Annotated in this window: 16 protein-coding genes and 1 pseudogene; 5 read left to right on the plus strand and 12 right to left on the minus strand. The window is 71.4% G+C overall.

The window, feature by feature from the left end; genetic code table 11:
- Positions 1-8: 8 nt before the first annotated feature.
- The 8 genes and pseudogenes from NLX86_RS12030 to NLX86_RS12065 form a co-directional block, all read right to left on the minus strand.
- Positions 9-245 (minus strand): annotated as a pseudogene (locus NLX86_RS12030) (hypothetical protein); the annotation flags it as partial.
- Positions 167-586, minus strand: a complete 420-nt coding sequence (locus NLX86_RS12035) for an SDR family NAD(P)-dependent oxidoreductase (protein ID WP_374213868.1) — start codon at positions 584-586, stop codon at positions 167-169. The pseudogene NLX86_RS12030 and the gene NLX86_RS12035, both read right to left, overlap by 79 nt.
- Positions 483-725 carry a hypothetical protein gene (locus tag NLX86_RS12040; protein ID WP_254371625.1) on the minus strand — a complete coding sequence of 81 codons (243 nt, stop codon included), beginning with the start codon at positions 723-725 and terminating at the stop codon, positions 483-485. Before NLX86_RS12040 ends, NLX86_RS12035 begins: the two co-directional genes overlap by 104 nt.
- Positions 722-1,459: an isoprenylcysteine carboxylmethyltransferase family protein gene (locus NLX86_RS12045; RefSeq protein ID WP_254371626.1), complete on the minus strand. Its 738-nt coding sequence runs from the start codon at positions 1,457-1,459 to the stop codon at positions 722-724. Before NLX86_RS12045 ends, NLX86_RS12040 begins: the two co-directional genes overlap by 4 nt.
- Before the next feature lie 26 nt (positions 1,460-1,485).
- On the minus strand, positions 1,486-1,752 hold the full coding sequence (locus NLX86_RS12050; protein WP_254371627.1) for a hypothetical protein: 267 nt from the start codon (positions 1,750-1,752) through the stop codon (positions 1,486-1,488).
- Between the two features lie 140 nt (positions 1,753-1,892).
- Positions 1,893-2,114 (minus strand): hypothetical protein, encoded by a 222-nt coding sequence (locus NLX86_RS12055; protein ID WP_254371628.1) that lies wholly within the window; start codon positions 2,112-2,114, stop codon positions 1,893-1,895.
- The gene (gene lgt / locus NLX86_RS12060) at positions 2,111-3,097 is read right to left on the minus strand and encodes a prolipoprotein diacylglyceryl transferase (protein WP_254371629.1); all 987 of its coding nucleotides are present in this window, start codon (positions 3,095-3,097) and stop codon (positions 2,111-2,113) included. Before lgt ends, NLX86_RS12055 begins: the two co-directional genes overlap by 4 nt.
- 102 nt (positions 3,098-3,199) lie before the next feature.
- On the minus strand, positions 3,200-3,538 hold the full coding sequence (locus tag NLX86_RS12065; RefSeq protein WP_254371630.1) for a hypothetical protein: 339 nt from the start codon (positions 3,536-3,538) through the stop codon (positions 3,200-3,202).
- A gap of 369 nt (positions 3,539-3,907) precedes the next feature.
- Here NLX86_RS12065 and NLX86_RS12070 point away from each other — a divergent pair, with 369 nt between their 5' ends.
- The 5 genes from NLX86_RS12070 to NLX86_RS12090 all read left to right on the plus strand — a co-directional run bounded on the left by NLX86_RS12070 (position 3,908) and on the right by NLX86_RS12090 (position 9,544).
- Positions 3,908-4,138, plus strand: a complete 231-nt coding sequence (locus NLX86_RS12070; RefSeq protein ID WP_254371631.1) for a heavy metal-associated domain-containing protein — start codon at positions 3,908-3,910, stop codon at positions 4,136-4,138.
- On the plus strand, positions 4,135-6,660 hold the full coding sequence (locus NLX86_RS12075) for a heavy metal translocating P-type ATPase (protein WP_254371632.1): 2,526 nt from the start codon (positions 4,135-4,137) through the stop codon (positions 6,658-6,660). The genes NLX86_RS12070 and NLX86_RS12075 overlap by 4 nt, the downstream gene beginning before the upstream one ends.
- 28 nt (positions 6,661-6,688) lie before the next feature.
- Positions 6,689-7,402, plus strand: a complete 714-nt coding sequence (locus tag NLX86_RS12080; RefSeq protein WP_254371633.1) for a response regulator transcription factor — start codon at positions 6,689-6,691, stop codon at positions 7,400-7,402.
- Positions 7,383-8,795 (plus strand): ATP-binding protein, encoded by a 1,413-nt coding sequence (locus NLX86_RS12085; protein ID WP_254371634.1) that lies wholly within the window; start codon positions 7,383-7,385, stop codon positions 8,793-8,795. Before NLX86_RS12080 ends, NLX86_RS12085 begins: the two co-directional genes overlap by 20 nt.
- Positions 8,796-9,097: 302 nt before the next feature.
- Positions 9,098-9,544: a heavy metal-responsive transcriptional regulator gene (locus tag NLX86_RS12090; protein ID WP_254371673.1), complete on the plus strand. Its 447-nt coding sequence runs from the start codon at positions 9,098-9,100 to the stop codon at positions 9,542-9,544.
- A 115-nt stretch (positions 9,545-9,659) separates the two neighbouring features.
- Here NLX86_RS12090 and NLX86_RS12095 read toward each other — a convergent pair whose 3' ends face one another.
- The 4 genes from NLX86_RS12095 to NLX86_RS12110 form a co-directional block, all read right to left on the minus strand.
- Positions 9,660-9,992 carry a hypothetical protein gene (locus NLX86_RS12095; RefSeq protein ID WP_254371635.1) on the minus strand — a complete coding sequence of 111 codons (333 nt, stop codon included), beginning with the start codon at positions 9,990-9,992 and terminating at the stop codon, positions 9,660-9,662.
- 201 nt (positions 9,993-10,193) lie between these two features.
- The gene (locus NLX86_RS12100) at positions 10,194-11,738 is read right to left on the minus strand and encodes a 2Fe-2S iron-sulfur cluster-binding protein (protein ID WP_254371636.1); all 1,545 of its coding nucleotides are present in this window, start codon (positions 11,736-11,738) and stop codon (positions 10,194-10,196) included.
- Positions 11,693-12,649, minus strand: coding sequence for an FAD:protein FMN transferase (locus tag NLX86_RS12105; RefSeq protein ID WP_254371637.1), 957 nt, complete (start codon positions 12,647-12,649; stop codon positions 11,693-11,695). The genes NLX86_RS12100 and NLX86_RS12105 overlap by 46 nt, the downstream gene beginning before the upstream one ends.
- Positions 12,639-12,998 (minus strand): hypothetical protein, encoded by a 360-nt coding sequence (locus tag NLX86_RS12110; RefSeq protein ID WP_254371638.1) that lies wholly within the window; start codon positions 12,996-12,998, stop codon positions 12,639-12,641. The genes NLX86_RS12105 and NLX86_RS12110 overlap by 11 nt, the downstream gene beginning before the upstream one ends.

Consider the following 12,998-nt stretch of genomic DNA (forward strand, 5'->3'; position numbering starts at 1 on the left):
TCTTCGAATCAGCCGCGGTCGCGTACGGCCACGATGCCGTTGAATACCCCGGCGTACGCCGTGCCGTCCGGGCCGATGGTGATCGGCGCCCAGCAGGTGTCGCACGACGGGCCGGTGCCGGTGAACTGCTGCCACCTCTGCTCGCCGGTGCGGAAGTCGACGGCCGTCAGGTACCAGGCGTCGATGCCGAACGCGCCCGGCTCCTTCTCGTAGAAGTAGAGCAGTCCGTTGGCCGTGGACAGCTTCGTGGGGGGCCATCACTCCGGCGTTGTTTGACCAGGAGGTGGATGGGGCGCCCCACCTCGCGGACCGGCAGGACGACCTCCGCGCCGGCACGGGCGAGGCGTTCGGCCAGGCCGAGGCCGATGCCGTCGCTGGCGCCGGTGACGACGGCCAGGCGTCCGGTGAGGTCGGGGACGGTGAGGTCGAGCTGTTCGGCGCGTACGGCGGCCGCCGTGAGCGCAGGGGCCGGGCGCAGCCCGTCATCGCGACTGAGTTCGGTCGGGGGTCTGGGAGTCGTGGCCCATCTGCTGCTTGAGGTCGTCGACCTGCTGGCGCAGGACGGCCAGTTCCTGCTGACGCGGATCGGTGCCGGAGGCTGCGGTCTTGGGGCCGGTGGAAGGGGCGTCGGTGCTTTTGCGGCCAGCCCGCATCATGAACCACATCAGGGCTCCCATGCCCAGCGGGCAGGCCAGGAGGGGCACCAGCTTGATCAGTTCGCTCATTGTCGGTTTCCTTGCCGATTCGGTGGTGCGGGGAGGGTCGGAGGGGTTTCAGGGTGTGGCGGTGAGGGCCCGGCGCAGGCGGCGTTCGGAGAGCCGTCCGTAGGCAAAGGGACGGTCGTCGAGGAGGATGCCTGGGGCGAAGAGGACTCCCGCTTCGGCGCCGACCCGTCGGCCTTCCTCGCCGGGCGGTCTGCGGGGGGCGATGCCGACTTGTCGGCCGAGTCCCGGTGGGCGGCCTTGAGCTGGTCGATCTCCGCCCGCAGACGGACGACTTCGGCGGCCTCGGCGGCTTTGGCATCGTAGGCAGGGGCGGCGGGCCGCCGCTCGGGCTGGTTCCGCCGCACGTTCTCACGCTGGTAGCGCCCCATGTACCACATCATCAGGGCCATTCCCACGGGGCAGGCCAGCAGCAACAGGATGAGCGGAAGGTACTGGGACATCGTCAGCTCCTTCGGAAGGGCGGCAGGCCCGCCGTCGGTCCGCGTTACCGGCCGCTGGTCCGCGATGGGTCCGTCGGACCTGCCGCGGTGGGGGTGTCCGCCGCGGCAGGTCGGGGATGTGTCCTCTGCCGACGGATCGGGGTACGCGTCTGCCGCCTCGCGGTGTCGCCAGGACGGCAGGAAGCGGGGTGTGGTGGCCGCGTACCGTGCCCACGCGGCACCGAACCGGGCGGCGACCTCGACTTCCTCCCGCAGAGCCAAGCGCCGGTAGACCCAGACCAGCACCGGGAACATCACCAGTGTAGGCAGGGTGGGCCACATCAGGAGGAATCAGACCATGATGGCGAGGAACCCTGTGTACTGCGGGTGGCGGATCCGCCGGTAGGGGCCTTGAGTGGCCAGCCGGCCGGACTTCTGGGCGGCATCTCGGTGAACAGGGCCACCGCGAAGGCGGAGAAGCCGCCCAGCACCCGCCAGTCCCGGCCGGTGCGCGGGTGGAAGAAGCTCGCCGCGAAGATCACCAGCAGCAGGGTGCCGACGCCGATGAGAACGTTCTTGTTCAGGCACATTTTCACGGTCGACTCCATGGAGTGGGTTCTCCCTTCCGACAGTGCTCGGAAAGGGGTATACGGGGCAATGTAGGCGGGGGCTGTGAAGAGCCGGTGTGCTCGTGGTGCGCGGCCGATGTGCGTCGGCGTCGCGGGTGCCGGTGGCCTGCCGCAGCGGGCTATTTCCAGTGGCGCAGGCCGATAAAGGCCAGGACCAGGCCGCCGATCTGGGTGACGACGTGGTGCGGGTCGAAGGGCAGCAGGGTGATGCCGGTGGTGGCGCCGAGGATGCCGAGGGCGAACAGGAGCAGTCCGAACGGCATCAGGGTGTAGAGCAGCAGTCGGTCATGCCTGGTGCCCGGGCCACGGAGGCCGGTCAGGCGGTGGTGTTGCCCGGTCATCGTGTTCTCCTCGACGCGGCGGTCGGTTCCGCCACGGGATCTGTCTTCTTCTCCTGCTTGGGCGCAGTGGGCTCGGTCGTGCTCTCGTCCGGCTCGGACGTCACTGCCCGGGACTGCTCAGCGGCAGCGGCAGCCGGCCGGGCGGCGGGCGTCGGGATGCCGGGCTCGCCGGTCGCCGCTGTCAGGGCCTCGCGGATACCGGGGCGGCGCCAGATGAGGAAGGCGATGGCGGCGAGGAAGAGCAGCAGGCTGGTCCATACGTTCAGGCGCAGGCCCAGGATGTGGTTGGCGGGGTCGACGCGCAGCATCTCGATCCAGCCGCGGCCGGCTGTGTACGCGGCGACGTACAGGGCGAAGACCCTGCCGCGATCGAGGCGGAAGCGGCGCTCCGCCCAGATCAGCAGGGCCGCCGCGCCGAGGTTCCACGCGGCCTCGTAGGCGAAGGTCGGGTGGTAGGTGGCGGCGTCGGTGGCCGCCGGGCGGTTGGCCGGGTCGATCTCAAGGCCCCAGGGCAGGGTGGTGGGACGGCCGTAGAGTTCCTGGTTGAACCAGCAGCCGATCCGTCCGATGGCCTGGCCGACGAGGATGCCGGGGGCTGTCGCGTCGGCGAAGGCGGCGAAGTCGATGCCGCGGCGGCGGGCGGCGATCCAGGCCCCGAGGGCGCCGCCGGCGATGCCGCCCCACACGCCGAGACCGCCCTGCCACACGTACAGGGCCTCGACGGGGTTGCGGCCTTCGCCGAAGTACAGCTGCCAGCTGGTGATCACGTGGTAGAGGCGGCCGCCGAGCATGCCGAACGGCACCGCGACCATGGCCACGTCGAGGACGGTGCCGGCGGCGCCGCCGCGTTCGCTCCAGCGGCGCTGGCCGATGGCGACAGCGGCGATGATGCCGAGGATCACCATGATCGCGTACCAGTGAAGCATGAGGGGGCCGAGGTTCAGGTACGGGCTGGGCGGGCTCGGCAGAAAAGCGAGGGTCATGGGGTCTCTTCGCGTCGAGAGTGCGGTAAGCGGTCAGGGTGCCGGTCGCCGGGGTGGGGCCCGGACCGGCCCACACGGGGCGGTCCGGGCAGCGGCCTCGACTCAACCCATGCCGTGGTGGCCGTCCGCGGACGCGCCGCTCATCATCGAGCCGGACATCATCTTGTCCATGCCGGCCATCTTGTCCATGTCGGCGGACATCATCTTGTCCATCTGCTGCCGGGCCTTGGCGCGCTCACCTGCGGGCAGCTGGTCGGTGCAGTGGCGGATCATCTCGTCCCGGTCCAAGCCGTCGTGGGTGCCGCCCGGGGACGCCGTGGCCGAGGGGGACGGCCGCGGGTCCGTGGCCGAGGAAGAGGCGAAGGCGGTGGCACCGTAGGCGCCAAGGCCGCCGAGCAGGGCGGTGGCCACGGCCACGCCGATGGTCCTGCGCTTGATCATGATCGGGATCCCTCCTGTCGCTCTTGCGGTATGTCGCCGAAACTAGGCGCGCGCTGTGAAGGGGCCGTGAAGCGCTCATGTGCGGGCCCTGTGCGCTCACGGCGTTCCGAAGCCCCCTCCCGGCGTCCGGCGGCCCCGTCCGTACCCCGCCCACGTCCGCCGAGCACGCCACTGACCAGCGCCTTTACCTGGGGTCGGGGCCATAGACACAGCGCCAGGAACACACCCGTAGCCCCGATCGACCCATTTGCTACCCCCGGGGGGTAGGCGTAGCTTCCGAGTCGTGGAGGTCCTCGATGACGAACACCCGCTCATCCACGACGCGTCGACAAAGGTGCTGTTCCGGCACCGCTGCCCCAAGGAGGCATCGTGCCCAAAGCCATCGCGCGGCCCGTTTCCGGGATCACCTGCGGCGACTGCCCGCAGATGATCGAGGGCGTCGTCGGCGCTCTGCCCGGAGTGACGGTCGCGGAAGTGAACGCCCGCGCCGGCGTCGTTGCCGTCATCTACGACGTTCCGGCCGAACCGGCCGGGATCGAGGCGGCCGTGCTACAGGCCGGATACCGGATCACGCAGCACACGGAAGGGAAGTCGTCATGAGCGCCACGGACATCGGAGTCGTAGCCGGAGCGGTCACGCTGATCGCGTTCCTGGCCTGGTATTTCTTCGGGCCGAAGAAGTCACGCCAGGCCGAACTCGTCAATGGTGTGCAGGAGATCGGGATCACCGTGAAGGGCGGCTACTCGCCGGATCTCGTGACGGTCCGTCAGGGTGTGCCCGTCCGGCTCGTGTTCGACCGGCAGGAGAGCGGGGACTGCACCTCCCGGGTGGTCTTCCCCGACTTCGCCCTGGCTGCGTCGCTGCCGGCGAACGAGCGGACCGTGGTGGAGTTCACGCCCGACAGGGCGGGCCGGTTCGGCTTCGCGTGCGGGATGAACATGGTGCACGGCACCCTGCTGGTGGAGCCGGGCGGCGACGACAGCGAGGCGTCCGCGACCGCCGCCTCCTCCAGCGAGGCGGACCGGCCTCCCGTCGCCGCCGCGCCGGGCGCTGCGGAGCGGGAGGATGCCGAGGCCGCTGCGCGGCGGGAGGAGATCGCCGATCTGTCGCGGCGGGTCGTCTTCGGCGCGGTGCTGTCGCTGCCGGTGGTCGTGGCCGTGATGCTGCACGAGGTGTTCGGCGTGGACGTACCCCAGCTGCTGCTGAACCGGTGGTTCCAGTTCGCGCTGATCACGCCGGTGATGTTCTACACGGGCTGGCCGATCCACCGCACCGGCTGGCTCGCTTTGCGGCACCGCAGTGCCGAGATGAACGCGCTGATCACGCTCGGTACGTCCGCGGCGTACGGCTACAGTCTGCTGGTGACCGTCGCGCCGGGCGTGCTGCCCGAGGGCGTGCGCGAGGTGTACTACGAGGCGGTGGGGGTCATCCTCACTCTCATCCTGCTGGGCCGTCTGTTCGAGGCGAAGGCCAAGGCCGGGACCGGGCAGGCGATCCGCGAGCTCCTTGGCCTGCGGGCCAAGACCGCCCGCGTGGTGCGGGACGGTGTGGAGGTGGAGGTGCCCATCGAGCAGGTCGCCGCCGGGGACATCGTCATGGTCCGGCCCGGGGGGAAGGTCCCCGTGGACGGCGTGATCGTCGATGGCCGCTCCACTCTGAACGAGTCCATGGTCACCGGGGAGTCGATCCCGGTGACCAAGGGCGTGGGCGACGAGGTGGTGGGCGCGACGATCAACCAGACCGGCGCCTTCCGGTTCGAGGCGACCAAGGTCGGCGCGGACACCGTACTCGCCCAGATCATCAGGCTGGTGCAGCAGGCGCAAGCCTCGCGGGCGCCCATCCAGCGGATCGCCGACCTGGTCTCAAGCTACTTCGTACCCGCGGTGATGTTCATCGCCATCGCCACGTTCGCCGTGTGGTTCCTGATCGGCCCCGACCCGGCGCTGACGCTGGGGCTGGTCTCGGCCGTGGCCGTGCTGATCATCGCCTGCCCGTGCGCGCTGGGCCTGGCCACGCCCCTGTCCATCATGGTCGGCACGGGCAAGGGCGCCCAGGCGGGCATCCTGATCCGCTCCGCCGAGGCGCTGGAGACCGCGCAGCGCCTCGACGTGGTCGTGCTGGACAAGACCGGCACCGTCACCAAGGGACGGCCCCAGCTGACGGACCTCGTGCCCGCAGCCGGCTTCACCGGGGACGACGTGCTGCGCCTGGTGGCCTCGGCCGAACACTCCTCCGAGCACCCCCTGGGCCAGGCGATCGTGTCCGGAGCCACCGAGCGCGGCATCACCCTGGCCGGCGTGAGCGAGTTCGACTCGGTCACCGGCCACGGCATCACCGCCACCGTCGACGGCCGCCGCGTGCTGGTGGGCAAGGCATCACTGCTCGCCGACCAGGGAATCGACGCCGGCCCGCTCACGGTGGAGGCGGAGCGGCTGGCCGCCGAAGGCAAGTCGGCGATGTTCGCGGCGGCCGACGGGCGGCTGCTGGGCCTGGTCGCGGTCGCCGACACCGTCAAGGAGGACTCGGCCGCCGCCATCACCGCTCTGAAGCGGCTCGGCCTGAAGATCGTCATGATCACCGGGGACAACACGCGGACCGCCGAGGCCATCGCGGCCCAGGTCGGCATCGATCGCGTGCTGGCGGAGGTACTTCCCGAGCACAAGGCGGACGAGATCCGCCGCCTCCAGGACGAGGGCCGCCGCGTCGGCATGGTCGGCGACGGCATCAACGACGCCCCGGCCCTGGCGCAGGCCGACGTAGGCTTCGCCATCGGCACCGGCACCGACGTGGCCATCGAGGCGGCCGACGTCACGCTGATCTCCGGATCGCTGGGCGGGGTGGTCACCGCGGTGACGCTGAGCCGGGCCACCATGCGTAACATCCGCCAGAACCTGTTCCTGGCGTTCGTCTACAACACCGCCGGCATCCCCCTCGCGGCGGGCGTCCTGTACCCGGTCACCGGCTGGCTCCTCAGCCCGATCATCGCTGCCGCTGCGATGGCGCTGTCCTCGCTGTCGGTGGTGGGCAACGCCAACCGGCTCCGCCGCTTCACCGCCCGGCCGCTGCCCGGCTCCCCGACGTCGCAGGTGGACGACACGGCCAGGGCCACCGTGGCCGCATGATGGAACTCGTACGAAAGAAGGTGCATCCGTGACCGCGACGGTGCTGGTCGTCGACGACGAGGCGAAGCTGCGCGGCCTGCTGCGCGACTATCTGGAGCGCGACGGCTACACGGTGCTGGAGGCGAGCGACGGCCGGGCTGCCCTCGACCTCGCCACCGCCTCCCACCCCGACCTGGTCGTCCTCGATCTGGGTCTGCCCGGTCTGCCCGGCGAGGAGGTGGCCCGGCTCCTGCGCAAGGCCGGGGACGTGCCGATCGTGATGCTCACCGCCAAGGCGAGCGAGAACGACCGGGTGATGGGGCTGCGGCTGGGTGCCGACGACTACGTGGTCAAGCCCTTCAGCCCGCGCGAGCTGGTCGCCCGCGTCGAGGCGGTGCTGCGCCGCGCCCGCGGCAGCCGCACCCACGCCGAGGAGGAGGCCGCGTCGTACGGGGAGGGCCGGCTGCGGATCGACACAGAGCGGCGCGAGGCGCACGCCGACGGCCGGCCGGTCGACCTGACCCGCACCGAGTTCGACCTGCTGGCCGCGCTCGCCTCCCGCCCCGGGCGGGCCTGGACCCGCCTGGAGCTGGTCGGTCGCGTCCAGGGCCACACCTTCGAGGCGTACGAACGCACCATCGACGTACACGTGAAGAACCTGCGCCGCAAAATCGGCGACACCCCGCCCTCCACAGTCATCGTCACCGTCCCGGGCGTCGGCTACAAACTCGGAGTGGATCGCGATGTGGACCGCGATGCGTGAACTGCTGCGCGGCCGGTTCGCCCGCCGCCTCGCCCTGGCGTTCGCCGCTCTCGGGGTCGGTACGGCCGTACTGACCGCGGTCCTGGTGAACACCGCTTTCGGCGACCGCTTCGACGACTACCTGGCCGGACAGCAGCGCACCCGGCAACAGCAGCTGATCGCCCTGTTCGCCGCCGACTACGCCCGCGACGGCGAGTGGAAGCCCCAGGCACTGGGCGAGCTCGCGCCGACGGTGACCATGACCGGCTCGGAGGCCGAACTGCTCGACCCCGCGGGCCGCCACGTGTGGTCACTCGCCGATGCCGACGTCGACGCGGCCACGCTGGCCCTGCACCGCGAGATGATGGGCATCGGAGAGCTCGGCCCGGCCCGCAGCCTGCCGATCACCGTGGACGGAAAGCAGGTCGGCACCCTCCAGGTCCGTGTCCCCCAGGGCGTGATCCCCGCCGTCGACAAGGACTTCGTGGCATCGGTCAACCGCCTGCTCGTCGCCGGAAGCCTCACAGCGGGCCTGATCGCACTCCTCGTCGGCCTCTACACCGCCCGGCGGGCCACCGCCCCCATCGCCGAACTCACGCGCGCCGCCGACGACCTCGCGGCCGGGCAGCGCGACCGCCGGGCGACGACCATCCCCAACAACGAGATCGGCCGCCTGGCCACCGCCTTCAACACCATGGCCGACCGGGTCGAGAAGGAGGACGAGCTACGCCGCACCTTCGCCGCCGACGTCGCCCACGAACTGCGCACCCCCCTGGCCATCCTGCGCAGTCAGCTCGAAGCCGTCCAGGACGGCGTCAGCGAACCCACGGACAGGGTCATCGACTCCCTGCACGACGAGACCCTGCGGCTGGGCCGGCTCATCGCCGACCTGGAGACCCTCGCCTCCGCCGACTCCGCCGCCTTCACCCTCGAACGCGCGCCCGTGTCCCTGACCGACCTGGTGGCCGCCACCACCACCGGCCTTGCCGACCGGTTCGCCGAAGCACGGCTCACGCTGCGCACCGAGCTGGACGAGGTGAGCGTCGACGGCGATCCGGTACGGCTGCGCCAGATCGTCACCAACCAGCTCACCAACGCCCTGAAGTTCGTCCCCGCGGGCGGCACCGTCACGCTCACCCTGCGCGAGGACGACGGCTGGGCCGAGCTACGGGTCGCCGACACCGGCCCCGGCATCCCCGCCGAAGACCTCGCCCGCGTCTTCGACCGCTTCTTCCGCGGCCGCGACACCCGCGCCGACGGCTCCGGCATCGGCCTCGCCGTCGCCGCCGAACTCACCGCCGCCCACGGCGGCACCCTCACAGCCGACAGCGAGGTCGGCCACGGCACCACCTTCACCACCCGCCTGCCCGCCCTCGGCCGCGTTCCCTCAGTCGCCGCACGCGAAGAGCCTTGACCTTGCCCCTGGGGCCGAGTTTTAGCCTCGGTCACGACGGAAGAGAAACGATATATGGAGGCGAAATCGATGCCATTCCGTGAGGGCGAGGTCTACCGGTGCCCCGATCCGGGCTGCGGGTGCGAACTGACCGTGACCAAAGCGGCCCCGCCGAGCTGCACCGGACAGAACAATCCGACCTGCTGCTGCGGCAGGACGATGACACGGGCCGAGTAGCCAGTCAGCCCTGAGGTCAGGCTCGTCCGCGAGCCCTCTACCAGCCAGTGGCAGACATACCCAGATGAGGACGATTCGTGAGCGGTATGACCGTGGGCAAAGCGGCGGACCTGGTGGGTGTGAGCGCCAAGGCCATCCGGCTGTGGGAGGCCAGGGGCCTGATACCTCGGGCAAGCCGTACCGAGTCCGGGTACCGACTCTTCGACGAGGCGGACCTGGAGGTGCTGCGCTTCATCCGGCGCGCCAAAACGCTGGGTCTGACCCTCGAAGAGATCAACGACATCCTGGACCTGCAGCGGGGCGGAGCCCAGCCGTGCGGCCGAGTCACCGAGATGCTCGACGCCCACCTCCTCCGGATCGACCGCAGACTGGCCGAACTCCAGCAACTGCGCCAGGTCCTGCTCGGCGCCCGGCGCGCCGCCGACCGGACCCGTCGGACCGGCGGCGAAGCCGTTGTCTGCCAGGCCATTGAATCTCAGCCCGACCCCGATCAGTGGCCCCCCGGGCCACCTCGGCACGGCCAAGAGGGCTGACAGACTCCCGAGGCCAGGCAAGGAACGCGGGGCGACAGGAGTGTGGCGATCGCCTTCGCAGCCCGGGATTCGCCATCGCCGTGCGCGCCCGCGTTACTCGTCGGCCGACGGCGGTTCAGCCGTCACCCATGCCGCTCATCTCGCCCATGTCGTCCCTGTCGTCCTGCATGCCCATGTCGCCCGATCGCATGTCGTCCATGCGGTCGTCCTCCATGCCCATGTCGCCCATGCCCCAGCCGGCTGTGCCGGTGCCGGGGGTCGCGGACGGGTTGGGCGATGAGCTCGTGGACGGACTGGTCGGAGCGGTCGGGGTGGGTGTGCCGGGATCGCCTGCGGCGACTGCCGCGGTGGCGAGGGCCACGGAGACTCCGATGGCGGCGACACCTCCGGCGACAGCGAGAGCGGTGCGGCGCCCCAGCCTCTGTCGTAGTGAATTGACCTTGCTCATGTGAGACATCCTTCTCGGTGCGTGGGCCTTGCTTCCGGTCCGGCGGAGCGGAACTGACGTGCCAGTGGTGGCTGTTGCTCACTGCCTGCTGAGATCCCCGGCCCGGGTCGTACGGTGAGGTGCGGCTCGGTGTCGGCGAAGGATAGGGCTGCGCAAGTTCGCTCGGACGGCCTCTCGGTCGCGAGGATGGGGCAGGTCGGGTCACAGGTCCACGACCAGACGGGGGGTGCGGGAGCGTGAGACGCAGGGGTAGATGATGTCGCGGCGATCCCGCTCGCCGGCGGGCAGGACGGTGTCGCGGTGGTCGGGGGTGCCGTCCAGGACGCGAAGTTCGCAGGTGCCGCAGAAGCCTTCCTCGCAGGAGGACGCGGCGCCGGGGGTGGCCTCGCGGATCACCTCCAGCAGCGTGCGGTCGGCCGGGACCGGCAGCACGCGCCCGGAGCGCCGCAGCTCTACCTGGAACTCCCGTGCCGGGGCCGGGCGACCAGCCTGCTGCGGAGCGTTCCCGGGGGCTGAGAAGCGTTCGATGTGCAGGTGCCGGTCGGAGAAGTCCGCGGCGACGGTCTTTTCGGCGGCTCTGATCAGCGGTTCGGGGCCGCAAGCGTAGACGGCTGCTCCCGGTGGGGTTTCGGCCAGGGCGGCCGCGAGGTCGGGCAGGCCGTCGGAGTCCTGGGGGACCAGGCGGACCCGGTCGCCGCCGAGGGCGGCCAGTTCGTCGGCGAAGGCCATGGTGGCCCGGGAGCGCCCTCCGTAGAGCAGGTGCCATTCGCGCCCGGCCGCGGCCACGGCGCGGACCATGGGCAGGATGGGCGTGATGCCGATGCCGCCGGCGATGAACAGATAGTGGTCGGCCAGGACCAGCGGGAACTTGTTACGGGGGCCCCTGATGGCGGCGTGCTGGTCCTCTTCCAGTGCGTGGACCTCCGCCGAGCCTCCGCGTCCGTCGGGCAGGTCAAGGACGCCGACGCGGTAGGTGTCCCGGTCGGCTGGGTCGCCGCACAGCGAGTACTGGCGGATCGTCCCGGACGGCAGGATGAGGTCGACGTGAGCACCGGGCTCCCACGGGGGCAGTGGTGTGCCGTCGGGGGCTGCGAGGTCTAGGGTGACGACGCCGTCGGCGGCGCGCCGCGTGTCCTTCACGATCACAGGCCGGGATCCGGGCAGGTCTCGGCGTACCGGCGTCTGGACGGCAGTACGTGTGGTTGCGGGCGTGAAGTTGCCGCCGGCGTGGCGTCCGGCCAGCAGCCGGTACACGGTAAGGAAGCCGACCGCCGCGGCGAGGGCGAGTCCGGTCCACCACACCGCTGTGGCGTCGGTGCCGGCGGTGAGGGCATGCACGGTGGTCAGGACGAACAGGGCGAACGTGCTGCCATGGACGTAGCGCCACCACCGGTGCGGGATGCGGTCCTTGAGCAGGGACGTGACCTCGACCGCGGCCAGGAGGTAGAGGGCGGTGACGCCCCAGGCCACCGCCGCCGGCCGGTAGTCGGAGGTGAAGGGGACCAGCAGTTGGAGCAGGCCGATGTCCACCCATGAGTCGGCGAGCAGGGCGAGCAGATGGACCGTCAGGAAGGCCAGGGACAGGCCGGACAGGAAGCGGTGCAGGTCGTACAGGCGCGCGGGGGCGGCGCGTGGGCCCAGTACGCGGGTGGACATCAGCAGTCCCCACAGGACGGTGGCCGAGAGCAGCCACCAGGACATCAGCCCGCCGACGCGGGCGAGGTGCCACCAGAGTTGGGGGTCCACGTCACATACCTTTCCCAGGGCCCGGCGCGGTGCGCCGTGCCGTCTTCGGTCACGAGCAGGCCGGCGACCCCGTGGGCCTCCAGCAGGGCCACCCCGGCGGGCGGTCCGGCGATCAGCGCCGCTTTGGCCAGGACCTCGGCCCAGTGGGCCTCGGCGGCCACGACGGTGACGGTGACCACCGTGCCTGCGGCCGGGGCCCCGCTCGTCGGGTCGATGAGGTGGTGGAGCTGCCGTCCCTGCCGTTGCCATCGGCGGCGCAGCCGGGTGGAGGTGGCGACGGCCCCTTCGGCGAGGGCCAGCCAGGCCAGGTCCGTTCCGGGTCTGGCTTCGTCCTCCACCGCGACGGTCCATGCCCCGGTGCCGGGAGCCCTTCCCGTCACCCGTACGTCTCCGCCGAGGTTGACGCACGCTCCCTCCGCTCCCGCGGCCAGGAGTTCCTGGGCGACGAGGTCGGCGGCGTATCCCTTGCCGATGCCGCCGAGGTCGAGGCGTACGCCGGGAGCCAGTCGCACCCGGTCGTCCTCGATCTCGATGCCCGCACAGCCCGGAGCCGGGGCGGGCGCGGCACCGGACGGCAGCTCCGGGGGCAGGTCAGGGAAGCTGCGGGTGTATCCGGCGGCTTCCAGCGCGGGAAGCACGGTGGGGTCGAACAGCCCACCGGTCGCTTCCCATGCCCGTACGGCTTGGCGTACGAGCGCTGCGGTCGGCGCGGAGAGCTGGACCCAGCGGCCTGGCGAGGCGTTGAGACGGCACAGTTCGCTGTCGGCACGGAACCGGGACCACAGCGACTCCAGCGCCGCCAGCCGGGATCGCGCCAGCGCCAGAAGTTCCAGCCCGGGTCCGCCGGCCACCAGGAGGTGGCCGGCGGATCCCATCACCGGAAACCGGGCCTCGGCCGGCTCAGCTGCCACGGCTACGCGTCACGGGTGCGGACGGCGCGGGAGCCGGCGGCGCAGGCTGCGCCTGGCCCTGGGGAGGCACGGGGACCTGTGCCGGCGGCGTGGCCTGCCCGCTGGAGCCGCAGCCGCTGCCGCTGCTGCGCGTCACCGGAGGGGCGGGCGCGGCCTGCTGCGGTGCCGGTGTCGCTGCGGACGGTGTGGTACTCGCCGCCGCGGGCGCCGCCGTTGCCGCGGACGGCTGGGCGGCACCCACCAGCGCGGCGGTGAGCAGGGTGGCACCGGCCAGGCCGGCAGCCGCCACGCTCACCCGCACCGCCATGCGGCGGTCCCGCTCGTCCTCGAGGGTCTTAGGGTCGGTCAC

It is taken from the genome of Streptomyces sp. A3M-1-3, assembly GCF_024213665.1.
In the GTDB taxonomy this organism is placed as follows: domain Bacteria; phylum Actinomycetota; class Actinomycetes; order Streptomycetales; family Streptomycetaceae; genus Streptomyces.

Bases quoted from the DNA above. Each gene is read 5' to 3' on its own strand.
- NLX86_RS12040 (WP_254371625.1), bottom strand. From the start codon at position 725: ATGAGCGAACTGATCAAGCTGGTGCCCCTCCTGGCCTGCCCGCTGGGC.
- NLX86_RS12045 (WP_254371626.1), bottom strand. From the start codon at position 1,459: ATGTTCCCGGTGCTGGTCTGGGTCTACCGGCGCTTGGCTCTGCGGGAG.
- NLX86_RS12050 (WP_254371627.1), bottom strand. From the start codon at position 1,752: ATGGAGTCGACCGTGAAAATGTGCCTGAACAAGAACGTTCTCATCGGC.
- NLX86_RS12055 (WP_254371628.1), bottom strand. From the start codon at position 2,114: ATGACCGGGCAACACCACCGCCTGACCGGCCTCCGTGGCCCGGGCACC.
- lgt (WP_254371629.1), bottom strand. From the start codon at position 3,097: ATGACCCTCGCTTTTCTGCCGAGCCCGCCCAGCCCGTACCTGAACCTC.
- NLX86_RS12065 (WP_254371630.1), bottom strand. From the start codon at position 3,538: ATGATCAAGCGCAGGACCATCGGCGTGGCCGTGGCCACCGCCCTGCTC.
- NLX86_RS12075 (WP_254371632.1), top strand. From the start codon at position 4,135: ATGAGCGCCACGGACATCGGAGTCGTAGCCGGAGCGGTCACGCTGATC.
- NLX86_RS12085 (WP_254371634.1), top strand. From the start codon at position 7,383: ATGTGGACCGCGATGCGTGAACTGCTGCGCGGCCGGTTCGCCCGCCGC.
- NLX86_RS12090 (WP_254371673.1), top strand. From the start codon at position 9,098: ATGACCGTGGGCAAAGCGGCGGACCTGGTGGGTGTGAGCGCCAAGGCC.
- NLX86_RS12095 (WP_254371635.1), bottom strand. From the start codon at position 9,992: ATGAGCAAGGTCAATTCACTACGACAGAGGCTGGGGCGCCGCACCGCT.